This window comes from Pseudomonas sp. P65(2024) (assembly GCF_057480955.1).
In genome coordinates this window covers 324,002-343,581 of record NZ_JBLIYX010000004.1, presented here as the reverse complement: position 1 = coordinate 343,581, position 19,580 = coordinate 324,002, and the positions used below count along the sequence as shown (strand labels likewise).

The following is a 19,580-nucleotide window of genomic DNA, read 5'->3' as shown; positions in this document are numbered from 1 at the left end:
GTGGTCGGGGAGGGGGATCAGCTGTTGGAGTTGTCGATCTTGATGGTCGGGTCGGCGCCGCTGATCAACGAGTTGATCGTGGTGTTGGACCAGTTCACGCCCTCGAGCTTGATGGTCACGTCGGCGTTGGCCAGGCCGCCGGCGGCGTTGAGCTTGCCTTCGGTGCTGACCTGCAGGGTCGACTCGCCATTGACCGTGGTGATCTTCAGGAAGTTGTCGATGGTGCTGGCCTTCTCGCCCTGGAGCAGGTCGCTCAGGTCGAGGCGGTCGCCTTCGCTGGCCTTGAAGTCCTTGATCACGTCCTTGCCCAGGTCGCCGGCCTTCCACACGAAGGTGTCGGCACCGCTGCCGCCGGTCATGATGTCGTCGCCCTTGCCGCCGATGAGGATGTCATTGCCGGCACCGCCAAACAGGATGTCGTTGCCTTCGCCGCCGAGCAGGGTGTCGTTGCCGGTGCCACCGAGCAGAATGTCGTTGCCCTTGCCGCCGTCGATGTAGTCGTTGCCACCCTGGCCGAAGATGATGTCGTTGCCGTTGCCGCCCAGCAGGGTATCGGCGCCGTCGTTGCTACGCGAGACATCGAACTCGGCGTAGTTCTCGGTGATGTACTTGTGCATCGCCCGCGCGTCCACGCTGCCCGAGTCGACGCCCAGCTTGTCGGCGACATAGCCGCGGATCGCCTCGACACCGGTGCCGGCAACACCGTCGAAGACCATCAGGTCGCCAAAGATGATGTCATTGCCGTCGCCGCCATTGACCGTGTCGTTGCCCGGCTGGGTGACTTCGGTATGGCCGAGGATCGCCTCGGCCAGCTTGCTCGGGTCGATGTTGGTCTGCGGCTTGCCGTCGGTGTCGTACGGTTTCAGGTCGTTGGTGTTGACGCCGTTGTTGAGGCCGATGGCCTCGACCTCGGACAGGCCCGAGAGCAGCTTGAAGCTGTCCTGCGAGTTGTTCGTGGTGGTGGTGCTTGTGCTGGATCCACTTCCTCCGCGTGTCGACAGTTCATAGCCACCAATACCGTCGGCGCGAATGTCACCCGATAGCGTTGTACTCCAGCCTCCCCGGCCATAGGTCTGTACGGTCAGCGCTCCGTCGCTCCCGATGGTGATGTAGTTCGTGTTGTCCAGGTACTTGCTGACCGTCATGCCAGCCTTGTAATTGATGGAGGCCAGGTAGCTGTCGAAGCTGTTACCGCTAGTGCCCAGGTTTGGGTTGCCTTGCTCGTTGGCCTGGTAGTAGGTCGGCTGGCCATCGGTAATGAAGAAGGTCTGGTTGCTGCCGGTATTCCCTGCGGCCTTGAGAGACTGGAACCAGTTGGCGGTGGTCTTGAAGGCATCCTCGTAGTTGGTGCCGCCGTTGGCATTGAGCGTGTTCAGGGCATTGAGCAAGGTTTGCAGGCCTGCATCGTTCAGGGTCACCGCAACGTTGCTCTTGACCTGGGTGGCGAAGTCCACCAGGAGGATGTTCACGGTACCCGACTGGTCGCCCTTGACGCTGGCGGCCAGGGTCTTGAACACCGATTCCAGGGACTTCTTCGCCGCATCCACGCCGGACGAGCCCATGCTGCCCGAGGTGTCGACGATGAAGGCGAGGTTGTAGTCCTGGCCTGGCACCACGTGCAGGCCGGTGACGTCGGCCACCACCACATCGTTGCCGTCGGTACCGGTGATGTTGTCGCTGTCCGAGGACAGGTTGCTGGTGGTGTAGGACTGCGGGTAGACCGTGACCTTGATGGTGCCTTCGCTGGTCGCGGTGCTGCCGCCGACGCTCTCGGTGGAGGTCGAGCTGACCTTCACGTCGAACTGGCCGGCGTAGTAGGCCGGTGGCTTGATGGTCAGGCCACCCAGGTTCCAGCCGGTGACGTCCACCGCGTCCTTGCCGACGGTGATGGTGTGGCCGGCGTTGTCGGCCAGCACAGAGCCTGCCGGGATGCCGCTGAGCTTGATGCTCAGGGATTCGGAGCCGTCGGTGTCGGTCAGGTTGGTGCTGATGCCCACCAGCTTGACCGGGGCGCCGTTCTCACTGCCTTCGTTGAGCTTGTAGCCGTCGTAGTAGCCCTGGTTGTTGCTACCGTGCAGGTCGCCGACGGTCACGCCGGCGTTGGTCAGGTCCTTGACGCTCGGGTACATCGGGATGTTCGAGCTGTTGAGGTCGGTGACCGCGCCGTTGCCCACCTTGATGTTGACGTCCAGGCTGCCGGGGCCGGCCTGGTTGGCGTTGTAGATCTCCAGGGTGTAGTAGCCGCTGGTGGTCGGGGTGAAGCTGCCGGAGATGGCGCCGCTGCCTGAGCCCCAGGTGCCGCTGGCGACGTTCTTGCCACCCACGACGATCTGCAGGCTGTCGTCGGCGGTGCCGCTGAACGCATAGGTCTTGCCGGCTTCCAGGTAGATCAGGCCGGAGGTCTTCGAGCCCGTGCCAGGCGTCACGGTGGCGACCGTGTCGACGCCGGTGACGGTCTCGCTCTTGCTGGCATTGCCGGAGTTGGCGAAGACGTTCTTCAGCGCATCGCCGGTGATGCCGTTGCCGTTGTTACCCAGGCCGGTGAGGCTGTTCCAGGTTTCCTTGAGCAGGCCGATGGAGTTGACGTTGTTGTTGCCGATGTTCAGGTCAGGCTTGTCGGCCACTGGCGCGATATCGACCTTCATGGTCACTTCGCCGCCGGCGTTGGTGCCGTCGTTGGGCTTGTACTTGATCTGCGCGTAGTCGGCCTGCTTGTTGCCCACGCCGCTGCCACCATAGCCGTCGACGCCCGACTGGTTGGCCAGTGGCACGAACTTGAGCTTGCCGGCGGCGATGTCGGCCTGGCTGATGTTCTGGTTCAGCGACACATCGACCCACGAGGTGCCGTTGAAGAACTTCAGGCTGCCCAGGTCCGGCAGCTTGCTGATGGTCACCGACAGGCCGGTGTTGCCATCGGCGTCACTGACGTTGAAGTCGCCCCACTTGAACACGTAGTCGGTGTCTTCGCTGCCGGTCACGGCGCCACCGGTCGACACCGGCGCGTGGTCGTTGTCGATGATGGTGGTGGTGACGCTGGACTTGCCGGCGTCGACCTGCAGGTTCTCGAAGCCGCCGCCCGCGGCGCCGCTGATCTTGACCGTGAAGTTCTCCGAGCCCTCGACCAGCTTGTCGTCGATGGTCTTGATGTCGAAGGTGGTGCCGCTGCTGCCCGCCGGGATCTTCACGGTGACCACGCCGGTGAAGTCCTGGCCGTCGGTGGCGGTGCCGCTGTAGGTCAAGGTGATGGTCACCTCGGACTTCGACGGGTTGCTCAGGGTCAGGTTGTAGTGGGCGGTGTCACCTTCGGTCACCGAGGTGTCGCCGCTGATGCCGACGGTGGTCAGGTCGCCCTGGCCGCTCGGCTCGTCGGTGACGCTGGTGGTGACGGTGTTGCTGCCCAGGGTCAGCTTCTCGAAGTTGTCGCCGCCGGTGACCGATTCGATCTTGTTGACGATGTTCGGCTGGCCACCGACGTACGGGTCGTCCTTGGCAGTGATGGTGAAGGTGCCGCTGGCGCTGCCGGCCGGGATGGTGACCTTGGTGCCGTCGGTCAGGGTGAAGGTCAGGCCATTGTGGCCGTTGACCGACAGGCCCTGGGCGTTGGTCAGGGTCACGGTGTAGGTGACCTGGCCGCCTTCGGTGACGGTGGTCTTGTCGGCGGACAGGGTGGCGACCACTTCACTGATGGTGTCGCTGATCTGCACGGTGGCGTTGCCGCCCAGTTCCAGATTCTCGAAGGTCTTGCCGGTGACCGTGGCATCGGTGATGCCGACGGTCAGCGAGCTGCCATCCTTGAACACGTCGTCGCCCTGGGCGGCGGCCTTGTACTCGACCTGTGTCTGGCCGGCCGGGATGATCACCTTGGCACCGTTGCTCAGGGTCACGGTCAGGTCCTGCGTCAGCTTCTGGCTGACCTTGACGGTGAACGACGGCTGCTGGTCTTCGGTGACGTTGCCGTTGCCGACGATGGTGACCGAGACCTTATCGCCCTGGTTGCCGGTGCCCGGGGTGCCCGAACCTGGCTCGTCGGTGACGGTAGTCTTCACTTCGTTCTGACCCAGGGTCAGTTTTTCGAAGTTGTCCGCGCCGGTGACGCCGGTGATCTTGTTGCTGATGGTCGGCTGACCGCCGACGAATACATCGTCCGCGGCGGTGATGGTGAAGGTGCCGCTGGCGCTGCCGGCCGGGATGGTGACCTTGGTGCCGTCGCTGAGGGTAAAGGTCAGGCCATTGTGGCCGGTGACCGACAGGCCCTGGGCGTTGGTCAGGGTCACGGTGTAGGTGATCTGGCCGCCTTCGGAAACGGTGGTCTTGTCGGCGGACAAGGTGGCCACGACTTCACTGATGGTGTCGGTGATCTGCACGGTGGCATTGCCACCCAGCTCGAGGTTCTCGAAGGTCTTGCCGGTGACTGTGGCATCGGTGATGCCGACGGTCAGCGAGCTGCCGTCCTTGAACACGTCGTCGCCTTGGGCGGCGGCCTTGTACTCGACCTGGGTCTGGCCGGCCGGAATGACTACCTTGGCGCCATTGCTCAGGGTGACGGTCAGGTCCTGGTCGAGCTTCTGGCTGACCTTGACGGTGAACGACGGCTGCTGGGCTTCGTTGACATCGCCGTTGCCGACGATGGTAACGGAGACCTTGTCGCCCTGGTTGCCGGTGCCTGGAGTGCCCGAGCCCGGTTCGTCGGTCACCGTGGTGGTCAGGGTATTGCTGCCGAGGGTCAGCTTCTCGAAGTTGCCGCCACCGGTGACGGACTCGATCTTGTTGACGATGCTCGGCTGGCCGCCGACGAACACGTCGTCCTTGGCGGTGATGGTGACCGTACCAGTGGCGCTGCCGGCCGGGATGATGACCTTGGTGCCGTCGGTCAGGGTGAAGGTCAGGCCGTTATGGCCGTTGACCGGCAGACCTTGGGCGTTGGTCAGGGTGACGGTGTAGGTGAACTGGCCACCCTCGGCAACCGTGGTCTTGTCGGCGGACAGGGTCGCGACCACTTCGCTGATGGTGTCGCTGATCTGCACGGTGGCCGAACCGCCGAGCTCGAGGTTCTCGAAGGTCTTGCCGACCACGCTGGCATCGGTGATGCCGACGGTGAGCGGGCCGCCGTCCTTGAACACGTCGTCGCCCTGGACCGGCGCCTTGTACTCGACCTGGGTCTGGCCGGCAGGGATAACTACCTTGGCGCCATTGCTCAGGGTCACGGTGAGGTCCTGGTCGAGCTTCTGGCTGACCTTGACGGTGAACGACGGCTGCTGGGCTTCGTTGACATCGCCGTTGCCGACGATGGTGACCGAGACCTTGTCGCCCTGGTTGTCGGTGCCTGGAGTGCCCGAGCCCGGTTCGTCGGTGACCGAGGTCTTCACTTCGTTCTGACCCAGGGTCAGTTTCTCGAAGTTGTCGGCACCGGTGACGCCGGTGATCTTGTTGCTGATGGTGGCCTGGCCGCCGACGAACACGTCGTCCGGTGCGGTGATGGTGGCGGTGCCAGTGGCGCTGCCGGCCGGGATGGTGACCTTGGTGCCGTCGGACAGGGTGAAGGTCAGGCCGTTATGACCGGTGACCGACAGGCCCTGGGCGTTGGTCAGGGTCACGGTGTAGGTGATCTGGCCGCCTTCGGAAACGGTGGTCTTGTCGGCGGACAAGGTGGCCACGACTTCACTGATGGTGTCGGTGATCTGCACGGTGGCGTTGCCGCCCAGTTCCAGATTCTCGAAGGTCTTGCCGGTGACCGTGGCATCGGTGATGCCGACGGTCAGCGAGCTGCCGTCCTTGAACACATCATCACCTTGGGCGTTGGCCTTGTACTCGACCTGGGTCTGGCCGGCCGGGATGATCACCTTGGCGCCATTGCTCAGGGTGACGGTCAGGTCCTGGTCGAGCTTCTGGCTGACCTTGACGGTGAACGACGGCTGCTGGGCTTCGTTGACGTTGCCGTTGCCGACGATGGTGACCGAGACCTTGTCGCCCTGGTTGTCGGTGCCTGGGGTGCCCGAACCTGGTTCGTCGGTGACGGTAGTCTTCACTTCGTTCTGACCCAGGGTCAGTTTCTCGAAGTTGTCGGCACCGGTGACACCAGTGATCTTGTTGCTGATGGTCGGCTGACCGCCGACGAATACATCGTCCGCGGCGGTGATGGTGAAGGTGCCGCTGGCGCTGCCCGCCGGGATGGTGACCTTGGTGCCGTCGGTCAGGGTGAAGGTCAGGCCATTGTGGCCGGTGACCGACAGGCCCTGGGCGTTGGTCAGGGTCACGGTGTAGGTGATCTGGCCGCCTTCGGAAACGGTGGTCTTGTCGGCGGACAAGGTGGCCACGACTTCACTGATGGTGTCGGTGATTTGCACGGTGGCGTTGCCACCCAGCTCGAGGTTCTCGAAGGTATGGCCCGGAACCGTGGCATCGGTGATACCGACGGTCAGCGAGCTGCCGTCCTTGAACACGTCGTCGCCCTGTGCGGCGGCCTTGTACTCGGTCTGGGTCTGACCTGCCGGGATCACCACCTTGTCGCCGTTGGACAGGGTGACGGTCAGGTCGTAGCCAAGCTTCTGGCTGACCTTGACGGTGAACGACGGCTGCTGGTCTTCGGTGACGTTGCCGTTGCCGACGATGGTGACGGAGACCTTGTCGCCCTGGTTGTCGGTGCCTGGAGTTCCGGTGCCCGGCTCGTCGGTCACGGAGGTCTGCACTTCGTTCTGACCCAGGGTCAGTTTCTCGAAGTTGTCGGCACCGGTGACGCCGGTGATCTTGTTGCTGATGGTGGCTTGGCCGCCAACGAAGACGTCGTCAGGCGCCGTGATGATGGCGGTACCGCTGGCGCTGCCGGCCGGGATGGTGACCTTGGTGCCGTCGCTGAGGGTAAAGGTCAGGCCGTTGTGGCCGGTGACCGACAGGCCCTGGGCATTGGTCAGGGTCACGGTGTAGGTGATCTGGCCGCCTTCGGACACGGTGGTCTTGTCGGCGGACAGGGTGGCGACCACTTCACTGATGGTGTCGGTGATCTGCACGGTGGCGTTGCCACCCAGCTCGAGGTTCTCGAAGGTCTTGCCGGTGACTGTGGCATCGGTGATGCCGACGGTCAGCGAGCTGCCATCCTTGAACACGTCGTCGCCCTGGGCTGCGGCTTTGTACTCGACCTGGGTCTGACCGGCTGGAATGACGACTTTGTCGCCATTGCTCAGGGTGACGGTCAGGTCCTGGCCAAGTTTCTGGCTGACCTTGACGGTGAAGGCTGGCTGCTGGTCTTCGGTGACGTTGCCGTTGCCGACGATGGTAACGGAGACCTTGTCGCCCTGGTTGTCAGTGCCTGGGGTGCCGGTACCCGGCTCATCGGTCACGCTCGTGGTGACGGTGTTGTCACCGAGGGTCAGCTTCTCGAAGTTATCGCCACCGGCAACCGATTCGATCTTGTTGACGATGCTCGGCTGGCCACCGACGAACACGTCGTCCGGTGCAGTGATGGTGAAGGTGCCGCTGGCGCTGCCAGCGGGGATGGTGACCTTGGTGCCATCGGTCAGGGTGAAGGTCAGGCCGTTGTGGCCATTGACCGGCAGACCCTGAGCGTTGGTCAGGGTCACGGTGTAGGTGATCTGGCCGCCTTCGGTGACGGTGGTCTTGTCGGCGGTGAGGGTCGCGACGACTTCGCTGACGGTGTCGGAGATTTGGACCGAAGCGTTGCCGCCCAGCTCCAGATTCTCGAAGGCCTTACCATCGACGGCAGCGTCGGTGATGCCAACGGTCAAGGTATCGCCGTCTTTGAAGACGTCATCACCTTGGGCTTTCGCCTTGTACTCGGCCTCGGTCTGACCGGCAGGGATCACGACCTTGTCGCCGTTCGACAGAGTCACGGTCAGGTCGTGGTCCAGTTTCTGGCTGACCTTGACGGTGAAGGCCGGCTGTTGGTCTTCGGTCACATCGCCTTTGCCGACGATGGTGACGGTGACCTTGTCGCCCTGGTTGTCGGTGCCTGGAGTGCCAGTGCCCGGCTCGTCAGTGACGGAGGTCTTCACTTCGTCCTGACCCAGGGTCAGTTTTTCGAAGTTGTCGGCACCTGTCACGCTTTCCAGTTTGTTGGTAATGGTCGGTTGACCACCAACGAACACGTCGTCCGGTGCAGTGATGGTGAAGGTACCGCTCGCGCTACCGGCCGGAATGGTGACCTTGGTGCCATCAGTCAGGGTGAAGATCAGGCCATTGTGGCCGTTGACCGGCAGACCTTGGGCATTGGTCAGGGTCACGGTGTAGGTGATCTGGCCACCTTCGGTGACGGTAGTCTTGTCGGCGGTGAGGGTTGCAACCACTTCACTGATAGTGTCGGTGATCTGCACCGAGGCGTTGCCACCCAGCTCCAGGTTTTCGAAGGACTTGCCATCAACGGCGGCATCGGTGATGCCGACGGTCAGGGTGTCACCGTCTTTGAAGACGTCATCACCTTGGGCTTTCGCCTTGTACTCGGCTTCGGTCTGACCGGCTGGAATAACGACTTTGTCGCCGTTCGACAGGGTGACGGTCAGGTCATGGTCGAGCTTCTGGCTGACCTTGACGGTGAAGGCCGGCTGCTGGTCTTCAGTGACATCGCCTTTGCCGACGATAGTAACGGTGACCTTGTCGCCCTGGTTGTCGGTACCAGGAGTACCAGTGCCAGGTTCATCGGTCACGGTCGTGGTGACGGTGTTGTCGCCGAGGGTCAGCTTCTCGAAGTTGTCGCCACCGGCAACCGACTCGATCTTGTTGACGATCGAAGGCTGGCCGCCGACGAACACGTCGTCCGGTGCAGTGATGGTGAAGGTACCGCTGGCACTGCCAGCCGGGATGGTCACCTTGGTGCCATCGGTCAGGGTGAAGGTCAGGCCGTTATGGCCATTGACCGGCAGACCCTGGGCGTTGGTCAGGGTCACGGTGTAGGTGATCTGGCCGCCTTCGGTGACGGTGGTCTTGTCGGCGGTCAGGGTGGCGACCACTTCGCTGACAGTGTCGGTGATCTGTACCGAGGCGTTGCCGCCCAGCTCGAGGTTCTCGAAGGCTTTGCCATCGACAGCGGCATCGGTGATGCCGACGGTCAGGGTGTCGCCGTCCTTGAAGACGTCATCGCCTTGGGCCTTGGCCTTGTACTCGGCTTCGGTCTGGCCGGCTGGAATGACGACTTTGTCGCCGTTCGACAGGGTCACGGTCAGGTCATGGTCGAGCTTCTGGCTGACCTTGACGGTGAAGGCCGGCTGCTGGTCTTCGGTGACATCGCCTTTGCCGACGATAGTGACGGTGACCTTGTCGCCCTGATTGTCGGTACCTGGCGTGCCGGTGCCAGGCTCGTCGGTCACGGTCGTGGTGACGGTGTTGTCGCCGAGGGTCAGCTTCTCGAAGTTGTCGCCACCGGCAACCGACTCGATCTTGTTGACGATGCTCGGCTGGCCACCGACGAATACATCGTCCGGTGCAGTGATGGTGAAGGTGCCGCTGGCACTGCCAGCCGGGATGGTCACCTTGGTGCCATCGGTCAGGGTGAAGGTCAGGCCATTGTGACCATTGACCGGCAGACCCTGGGCGTTGGTCAGGGTCACGGTGTAGGTGATCTGGCCGCCTTCGGTGACGGTGGTCTTGTCGGCGGTGAGGGTCGCGACGACTTCGCTGACGGTGTCGGTGATTTGGACCGAAGCGTTGCCGCCCAGCTCCAGATTCTCGAAGGCCTTACCATCGACGGCAGCGTCGGTGATGCCGACGGTCAAGGTATCGCCGTCTTTGAAGACGTCATCGCCTTGGGCCTTGGCCTTGTACTCGGCTTCGGTCTGACCGGCTGGAATGACAACTTTGTCGCCGTTCGACAGGGTGACGGTCAGGTCGTGGTCGAGCTTCTGGCTGACCTTGACGGTGAAGGCCGGCTGCTGGTCTTCGGTGACATCGCCTTTGCCGACGATGGTGACGGTGACCTTGTCGCCCTGGTTGTCGGTGCCTGGAGTGCCAGTGCCCGGCTCGTCGGTCACGGTCGTGGTGACGGTGTTGTCACCCAGAGTCAATTTCTCGAAGTTGTCGCCACCGGCAACCGATTCGATCTTGTTGACGATCGAAGGCTGGCCGCCGACGAACACGTCGTCAGGGGCGGTGATGGTGAAGGTGCCGCTGGCACTGCCGGCCGGAATGGTGACCTTGGTGCCGTCAGTCAGGGTGAAGGTCAGGCCATTGTGGCCATTGACCGGCAGACCCTGGGCGTTGGTCAGGGTCACGGTGTAAGTGATCTGGCCGCCTTCGGTGACGGTGGTCTTGTCGGCGGTCAGGGTCGCGACGACCTCACTGACGGTGTCGGTGATCTGCACGGTGGCGTTGCCGCCCAGTTCCAGATTCTCGAAGGTCTTGCCATCAACGACTGCATCAGTGATGCCGACGGTCAGCGAGCTGCCATCCTTGAACACGTCATCGCCCTGGGCATCCGCCTTGTACTCGACCTGGGTCTGGCCAGCCGGAATCACCACTTTGGCGCCGTTGCTCAAGGTGACGGTCAGGTCGTGGTCCAGCTTCTGGTTGACCTTGACGGTAAAGGACGGCTGCAGGTCTTCGGTGACATCGCCGTTGCTGACGATGGTGACGGACACCTTGTTGCCGGTATCCGGATCATCAGTGACGGTGGTGGTGAGTGTTTCCTTGCCGAGCGTCAGTTTCTCGAAGTTGTCCGCGCCGCTGACACCTTCAAGCTTGTTCACGATCGAGGGCTGGCCGCCGACGAATACGTCGCTCGGGGCGGTGATGGTGAAGGTACCGCTGGCGCTGCCGGCTGGAACGGTGACCTTGGTGCCGTCGGTCAGGGTGAAGGTCAGGCCATTGTGGCCATTGACCGGCAGACCCTGGGCGTTGGTCAGGGTCACGGTGTAGGTGATCTGGCCGCCTTCGGTGACGGTGGTCTTGTCGGCGGTGAGGGTCGCAACCACTTCACTGATGGTGTCGGTGATCTGAACCGAGGCGTTGCCTCCAAGTTCCAGATTCTCGAAGGCCTTGCCGTCAACGGCAGCGTCGGTGATGCCGACGGTCAGGGTATCGCCATCCTTGAAGACGTCGTCGCCCTGAGCCTTGGCTTTGTATTCGGCTTCGGTCTGACCGGCCGGAATAACGACTTTGTCGCCGTTCGACAGGGTGACGGTCAGGTCGTGGTCGAGCTTCTGGCTGACCTTGACGGTGAAGGCCGGCTGCTGGTCTTCGGTGACGTCACCTTTGCCAACGATGGTGACGGCGACCTTGTCGCCCTGGTTGTCGGTGCCTGGAGTGCCGGTACCAGGCTCATCGGTCACGGTCGTGGTGACGCTGTTGTCACCCAGCGTGAGCTTCTCGAAGTTGTCCGCGCCGCTGACGCCTTCGATCTTGTTGACGATCGAAGGCTGGCCGCCGACGAACACGTCGTCCGGAGCGGTGATGGTGAAGGTGCCGCTGGCGCTTCCGGCTGGAATGGTGACCTTGGTGCCATCGGTCAGAGTGAAGGTCAGGCCGTTGTGGCCGGTGACCGACAGACCCTGGGCATTGGTCAAGGTTACGGTGTAGGTGATCTGGCCACCTTCAGACACAGTGGTCTTGTCGGCGGTGAGAGTCGCAACCACCTCGCTGACGGTATCGGTGATCTGGACGGAGGCATTGCCACCCAGTTCCAGATTTTCGAAGGCCTTACCGTCAACGGTGGCATCGGTGATGCCCACGGTCAGGGTGTCACCGTCTTTGAAGACGTCATCACCTTGGGCTTTCGCCTTGTACTCGGCTTCGGTCTGACCGGCTGGAATAACGACTTTGTCGCCGTTCGACAGGGTGACGGTCAGGTCGTGGTCGAGCTTCTGGCTGACCTTGACGGTGAAGGCCGGCTGCTGGTCTTCGGTCACATCGCCTTTGCCGACGATGGTGACGGTGACCTTGTCGCCCTGGTTGTCGGTGCCTGGAGTGCCAGTGCCCGGCTCGTCAGTGACCGATGTCTTCACTTCGTCCTGACCCAGGGTCAGTTTTTCGAAGTTGTCGGCACCTGTCACGCTTTCCAGTTTGTTGGTAATGGTCGGTTGACCACCAACGAACACGTCGTCCGGTGCAGTGATGGTGAAGGTACCGCTGGCGCTACCGGCCGGAATGGTGACCTTGGTGCCATCGGTCAGGGTGAAGGTCAGGCCGTTATGGCCGTTGACCGGCAGACCTTGGGCGTTGGTCAGGGTCACGGTATAGGTAATCTGGCCACCTTCGGTGACGGTGGTCTTGTCGGCGGTGAGGGTCGCAACCACCTCGCTGACGGTGTCGGTGATCTGCACCGAAGCGTTACCGCCCAGCTCCAGGTTCTCGAAGGCCTTGCCGTCGACGGCAGCATCGGTGATACCGACGGTCAGGGTGTCACCGTCTTTGAAGACGTCATCACCTTGGGCTTTCGCCTTGTACTCGGCTTCGGTCTGACCGGCTGGAATAACGACTTTGTCGCCGTTCGACAGGGTGACGGTCAGGTCGTGGTCGAGCTTCTGGCTGACCTTGACGGTGAAGGCCGGCTGCTGGTCTTCGGTGACATCGCCTTTGCCGATGATAGTAACGGTGACTTTGTCGCCCTGGTTGTCGGTACCTGGAGTGCCGGTGCCAGGCTCGTCGGTCACGGTCGTGGTGACGGTGTTGTCGCCGAGGGTCAGCTTCTCGAAGTTGTCGCCACCGGCAACCGACTCGATCTTGTTGACGATGCTCGGCTGGCCACCGACGAATACATCGTCCGGTGCAGTGATGGTGAAGGTACCGCTGGCACTGCCAGCCGGGATGGTGACCTTGGTGCCATCGGTCAGGGTGAAGGTCAGGCCATTGTGGCCATTGACCGGCAGACCCTGGGCGTTGGTCAGGGTCACGGTGTAGGTGATCTGGCCGCCTTCGGTGACGGTGGTCTTGTCGGCGGTGAGGGTCGCGACGACTTCGCTGACGGTGTCGGTGATTTGGACCGAAGCGTTGCCGCCCAGCTCCAGATTCTCGAAGGCCTTACCATCGACGGCAGCGTCGGTGATGCCGACGGTCAAGGTATCGCCGTCTTTGAAGACGTCATCACCTTGGGCCTTGGCCTTGTACTCGGCTTCGGTCTGACCGGCTGGAATGACAACTTTGTCGCCGTTCGACAGGGTGACGGTCAGGTCGTGGTCGAGCTTCTGGCTGACCTTGACGGTGAAGGCCGGCTGCTGGTCTTCGGTGACATCGCCTTTGCCAACGATGGTGACGGTGACCTTGTCGCCTTGGTTGTCGGTGCCTGGAGTGCCGGTGCCCGGTTCGTCAGTGACCGATGTCTTCACTTCGTCCTGACCCAAGGTCAGTTTTTCGAAGTTGTCGGCACCTGTCACGCTTTCCAGTTTGTTGGTAATGGTCGGTTGACCACCAACGAACACGTCGTCCGGTGCAGTGATGGTGAAGGTGCCGCTGGCGCTGCCAGCGGGGATGGTGACCTTGGTGCCATCGGTCAGGGTGAAGGTCAGGCCGTTGTGGCCATTGACCGGCAGACCCTGGGCGTTGCTCAGCGTCACGGTGTAGGTGATCTGGCCGCCTTCGGTGACGGTGGTCTTGTCGGCGGTGAGGGTCGCAACCACCTCGCTGACGGTGTCGGTGATCTGGACGGAGGCATTGCCACCCAGCTCCAGATTCTCGAAGGCCTTACCATCGACGGCGGCATCGGTGATGCCGACGGTCAAGGTATCGCCGTCTTTGAAGACGTCATCACCTTGGGCCTTGGCCTTGTACTCGGCTTCGGTCTGACCGGCTGGAATGACAACTTTGTCGCCGTTCGACAGGGTGACGGTCAGGTCGTGGTCGAGCTTCTGGCTGACCTTGACGGTGAAGGCCGGCTGCTGGTCTTCGGTGACATCGCCTTTGCCGACGATGGTGACGGTGACCTTGTCGCCCTGGTTGTCGGTGCCTGGAGTGCCGGTGCCCGGCTCGTCAGTGACCGATGTCTTCACTTCGTCCTGACCCAGGGTCAGTTTTTCGAAGTTGTCGGCACCTGTCACGCTTTCCAGTTTGTTGGTAATGGTCGGTTGACCACCAACGAACACGTCGTCCGGTGCAGTGATGGTGAAGGTGCCGCTGGCGCTGCCAGCGGGGATGGTGACCTTGGTGCCATCGGTCAGGGTGAAGGTCAGGCCGTTATGGCCATTGACCGGCAGACCCTGGGCATTGGTCAGGGTCACGGTGTAGGTGATCTGGCCGCCTTCGGTGACGGTGGTCTTGTCGGCGGTCAGGGTGGCGACCACTTCGCTGACAGTGTCGGTGATCTGTACCGAGGCGTTGCCACCCAGATCCAGGTTCTCGAAGGACTTGCCATCAACGGCGGCATCGGTGATACCGACGGTCAGGGTGTCACCGTCTTTGAAGACGTCATCACCTTGGGCTTTCGCCTTGTACTCGGCCTCGGTCTGACCGGCCGGAATAACGACTTTGTCGCCGTTGGACAGGGTCACGGTCAGGTCGTGGTCGAGTTTCTGGCTGACCTTGACGGTGAAGGCTGGTTGCTGGTCTTCGGTGACGTCACCTTTGCCAACGATGGTGACGGTGACCTTATCGCCCTGGTTGTCGGTACCTGGCGTGCCAGTGCCCGGCTCGTCGGTCACGGTCGTGGTGATCGTGTTGTCGCCGAGGGTCAGCTTCTCGAAGTTGTCGCCACCGGCAACCGATTCAATCTTGTTGACGATCGAAGGCTGGCCACCGACGAACACATCGTCCGGTGCAGTGATGGTGAAGGTACCGCTGGCGCTGCCAGCCGGGATGGTGACCTTGGTGCCATCGGTCAGGGTGAAGGTCAGGCCATTGTGGCCATTGACCGGCAGACCCTGGGCGTTGCTCAGGGTCACGGTGTAGGTGATCTGGCCGCCTTCGGTGACGGTGGTCTTGTCGGCGGTGAGGGTCGCGACGACTTCGCTGACGGTGTCGGAGATTTGGACCGAAGCGTTGCCGCCCAGCTCCAGATTCTCGAAGGCCTTACCATCGACGGCAGCGTCGGTGATGCCAACGGTCAAGGTATCGCCGTCTTTGAAGACGTCATCACCTTGGGCTTTCGCCTTGTACTCGGCCTCGGTCTGACCGGCAGGGATCACGACCTTGTCGCCGTTCGACAGAGTCACGGTCAGGTCGTGGTCCAGTTTCTGGCTGACCTTGACGGTGAAGGCCGGCTGCTGGTCTTCGGTCACATCGCCTTTGCCGACGATGGTGACGGTGACCTTGTCGCCCTGGTTGTCGGTACCAGGAGTACCAGTACCAGGTTCATCGGTCACGGTCGTGGTGACGGTGTTGTCGCCGAGGGTCAGCTTCTCGAAGTTGTCGCCACCGGCAACCGATTCGATCTTGTTGACGATGCTCGGCTGGCCACCGACGAACACGTCGTCCGGTGCAGTGATGGTGAAGGTACCGCTGGCGCTGCCGGCTGGAATGGTGACCTTGGTGCCGTCAGTCAGGGTGAAGGTCAGGCCGTTGTGGCCGGTGACCGACAGACCCTGGGCATTGGTCAGCGTCACGGTGTAAGTGATCTGGCCACCTTCGGACACAGTGGTCTTGTCGGCAGTGAGGGTCGCAACGACTTCGCTGACGGTGTCGGTGATCTGCACGGTGGCATCGCCACCCAGTTCCAGGTTCTCGAAGGTCTTGCCCGCCACGCTGGCATCAGTCACGCCAAGAGTCACCGAGCTGGCGTCCTTGAACACGTCGTCGCCCTGAGCCGGCAGGCTGTAGGTGGCCTGGGTCTGGCCGGCGCTGATGACCACGGTGGCGCCATTGGACAGGGTCACGGTCAGGTCATGGTCGAGCTTCTGGCTGACCGACACGGTGAAGGTCGGCTGCTCGGCCTCGGTCACGTTGCCATTGCTGGCGATGCTGACGGTCACCGTGTCGATGCTGTCGCTGATCACGGTCTGGGTCGGCGTGGTGTCGGGTTCCAGCTTCTCGAAATTGCCACCGGTAGCACCGGTGATGCTGGTGCTGACCGTGCTGCCATTGACGAACACATCGTTGGCCGGGGTCTGGAAGTCAACGCTGCCGGTGCTTTCGCCGGCCTTGACGGTGATGGTCTGGCCGTTGGACAGGGTGACGGTGACCGGAGTCTGCGCCGGATTGGTCAGGGTCACGGTATAGGTGATCACACCGCCTTCGGTGACGCTCGGGGTGGCGGTCAGGGTGGCGGTGGTGGTGTCGATCGAGTCGTTGATCTTCGTTTCAGCTGGCGTCGGGTTCGGCTCCAGTTTCTCGAAGTTGCCGCCCGTTGCCCCCGTGATCGTGGTGCTGACGGTGCTGCCGTTGTTGTAGACGTCATTGGCCGGGGTCTGGAAGTCGACACTGCCGGACGACTTGCCGGCCTCGATGGTGACGGTCTGGCCATTGGAGAGAGTGACGGTGACCGGGGTCTGGGCCGGGTTGGTCAGGGTCACGGTGTAGGTGATCACGCCGCCTTCGGTCACGCTCGGGGTCGCGGTCAGGGTGGCGGTGGTGGTGTCGATCGAGTCGTTGATCTTGGTTTCAGCAGGTGCCGGGTTCGGCTCCAGTTTCTCGAAGTTGCCACCCGTTGCCCCCGTGATCGTGGTGCTGACGGTGCTGCCATTGCTGTAGACATCGTTGGCCGGAGTCTGGAAATTAACGCTGCCGGTGCTTTCGCCGGCTTTGACGGTAATGGTCTGGCCATTGGACAGGGTGACGGTGACCGGGGTCTGGGCCGGGTTGTTCAAGGTCACGGTGTAGGTGATCACGCCGCCTTCGGTCACGCTCGGGGTCGCGGTGAGCGTGGCGGTGGTGGTGTCGATCGAGTCGTTGATCTTGGTTTCAGCTGGCGTCGGGTTCGGCTCCAGTTTCTCGAAGTTGCCACCCGTTGCCCCCGTGATCGTGGTACTGACGGTGCTGCCATTGTTGTACACGTCGTTGGCCGGAGTCTGGAAGTCGACGCTACCGGACGACTTGCCAGCCTCGATGGTGACGGTTTGGCCATTGGACAGGGTGACGGTGACCGGGGTCTGGGCCGGGTTGGTCAGGGTCACGGTATAGGTGATCACGCCGCCTTCGGTGACGCTCGGGGTGGCGGTGAGCGTGGCGGTGGTGGTGTCGATGGTGTCGGTGACCTGGGTCACCGCCGGGGTGGTGCTCGGCGTGACGATCAGGCCGTTACCGCCAGTCGTGCCGGTAATGGTCGCGGAAATCTGGCCGCCATCGATGTAGGGCGTGTCGTTGGCCGGGATGTTGACGTTGACGGTGCCGGTGGTCTGGCCGGCCGGGATCACGATGACGGCGCCGTTGGACAGGGTCACGGTCAGGTTGGTCAGCGGTGGCTGGCCGACGGTGGCGGTATAGACGATGACGCCACCCGCCTCGGTGATCGTGGGGGTGGCGCTCAGGGTCAGCCCTGTGGTGAGCGGGACGTTGGTCGTGTTGGTGCCGGCAGCGTTGCCGTCCAGTCCGCCCAGTTCCTCGTTCGCCAGGCCGGTGGCGAAGCCGATAGGGCCGGTGGGGAAGCCAATGGTCGGGTCGACCACCCCGGCGGTCTCTTCGAGCAGGACGAAGCTGTGTCCGCCGCCGACCGAACCGCCGCCTGCCGCGGCCGGACCAGCTGCGGTGGCTTCCAGTTCGGTGGTCGGGTCGGCACCGGCGGCGATGGCCTGTTGCAACTCTTCGACCGAGGGCGCTGCCTGGGCGGTGGCCTGGTTCAGGTCGATGCTGCTGTCGGGCGCATCGGCGCTCCACTGGGTGTCGCGGCCCAGGTCGAGCACACGGCCGTCGGCCAGTTCCAGGGTGACCGCGCCGCCCGCGCCGGTGTCTACCTGTTCGCCCGCCAGCAGGCGATCGCCTTCGATCAGTACGCGCCGGATGCCTTCTGGGGAAACTGCGATGACTTGGCCAACAATGCTTTTGACGATGGCGACAACAGTGCTCATTGGACTCTCCGGGCTACCTGTTCAGTTGGCTTCCATGCCTGGCCGGCGTTCGAGGCGGCGACTGATGGAATGTTTCAAATATGTTTTTGACGCTGATTTGCGTCAATTTTACGTCTATAATTTCTGGCTATTAAGTTTATGCCAAACTATTGACCTTCTGGCTGCCATCCTAAACAATCGCCAAGGTAATGTCACATTGATATTTGGCCAGCAAAGCCCTTTCTTTCGTATTAATCGCACTGCCTATTCGGAAGCTTCCTACATACAAGATCAGGGTTTGCCATTTTCCAAGGCAGGCACGGCTTCGGCTGTGATTTGGGACAACAGCTCTCTCGGGAACCAGTAAAAATGCGTGCGTCACTGTTCACCGCTCTTCCTTTCGCTCTCGCCGCCACATTCGTTCAAGCACAAACCTTGCCCGAAGCCATGCAGAAGGCCCTTGAGGTCCATCCGGAAATCCAGGCTGGCGTGAACGCCCGCACGGCTGCGGACTATCAGCTGCGCGCTGCCCAGGGCGGCTATTTGCCGCGGGTCGACGTGACCGCCGGTTACGGTCGCGAGGGCACCGACAGCCCAAGCACCCGCAACCGCTGGGAGACCCTGAACCGTGGCGAGTCGGCCATCCGCCTGCGGCAGATGGTCTTCGACGGCTTCGCCACCTCCAGCGAGGTCGGCCGTCAACAGGCCACCGTCAACGCCCGCGCCTACTCCCTGCTGGGGACCTCCGAGCGCACCGCGCTGACCGTCGCCCAGGTCTACCTGGACGTGCTGTCGCGCCGCGAGATGGTGCGCCTGGCCGAAGACAATTTGCGCAACCACGAGCGCATCCTCGACCAGATCAAGCTGCGCACCAGCCGCGGCGTCGGCCGCCTGGCCGACCTCGACCAGGCCGAGGCGCGCCTGGCCCAAGCCCGCAACAACCTGATCACCGAGCAGACCAACCTGGCCGATGCCAACACCAACTACCTGAGCGTCGTCGGACAAATGCCCGACGAGTTAAGCACGCCCGCGCCATTTGTCGACCTGCTGCCGGCCACCCTCGACGAGGCCCGCCACCAGTTGGTCGAGCAAAGTCCGATCCTGCGCTCGGCCGAGTCGGACATCGCCGCCGCCGAGAAGCAATACGAAGCGGCAAAGTCTACGTTCTATCCACGTTTCGATGCTGAACTCGGACGAACGGCCGACAACAACCTCGACGGCGCCGTCGGCCACAACAACGAATGGCAGGCCATGCTGCGCATGAACTTCAATTTGTACGCCGGTGGCAGCAACAAGGCCGACCTGGAATCGAAGTCGTACCTGGCCAACCAGGCACTGGACATTCGCAACAACGCCTTGCGCCAGCTCAATGAGGAGTTAGGCTTGGCATGGAATGCTCTGGAGAACGCCAACGCCCAGGTGCCGATCGCCCAGCAGTACGTCGATCACAGCAACCGTGTGCGCAGCGCTTACCAGCAGCAGTTCGGCCTGGGCGAGCGAACCCTGCTCGACCTGCTCGACAGCGAGAATGAAACCTTCACCGCCCAGCGCCGTCTGGTAGAGGTGAAAAACACGCAAATGTTTACTCAGTATCGAATCAAGGCGACCATTGGTCAGCTGCTCAAGAGCCAGGGTGTCGTAGCACCGATGGCGTCCGTTGTGCAGAACGACCTGAAACCCAAGGTGAACCTGCCAGGCATGAACTGAAAGGCGCCTTGAACCTAACCCGCAAGG

Annotated in this window: 3 protein-coding genes; 2 read left to right on the top strand and 1 reads right to left on the bottom strand. The window is 62.4% G+C overall.

Annotated elements, in window-relative coordinates; all coding sequences use genetic code 11:
- Positions 1–17 precede the first annotated feature (17 nt).
- On the bottom strand, positions 18–17,867 hold the full coding sequence (locus AC25MA_RS08970; RefSeq protein WP_486971965.1) for an immunoglobulin-like domain-containing protein: 17,850 nt from the start codon (positions 17,865–17,867) through the stop codon (positions 18–20).
- 64 nt (positions 17,868–17,931) lie between these two features.
- Between AC25MA_RS08970 and AC25MA_RS08965 the strand changes: the two genes are divergently transcribed.
- A complete protein-coding gene (locus AC25MA_RS08965) occupies positions 17,932–18,213 on the top strand; it encodes a hypothetical protein (protein ID WP_139121047.1) in 282 nt (93 codons plus the stop codon).
- Between the two features lie 2 nt (positions 18,214–18,215).
- Positions 18,216–19,553 carry a TolC family outer membrane protein gene (locus tag AC25MA_RS08960; RefSeq protein ID WP_028689257.1) on the top strand — a complete coding sequence of 446 codons (1,338 nt, stop codon included), beginning with the start codon at positions 18,216–18,218 and terminating at the stop codon, positions 19,551–19,553.
- Positions 19,554–19,580: the final 27 nt, after the last annotated feature.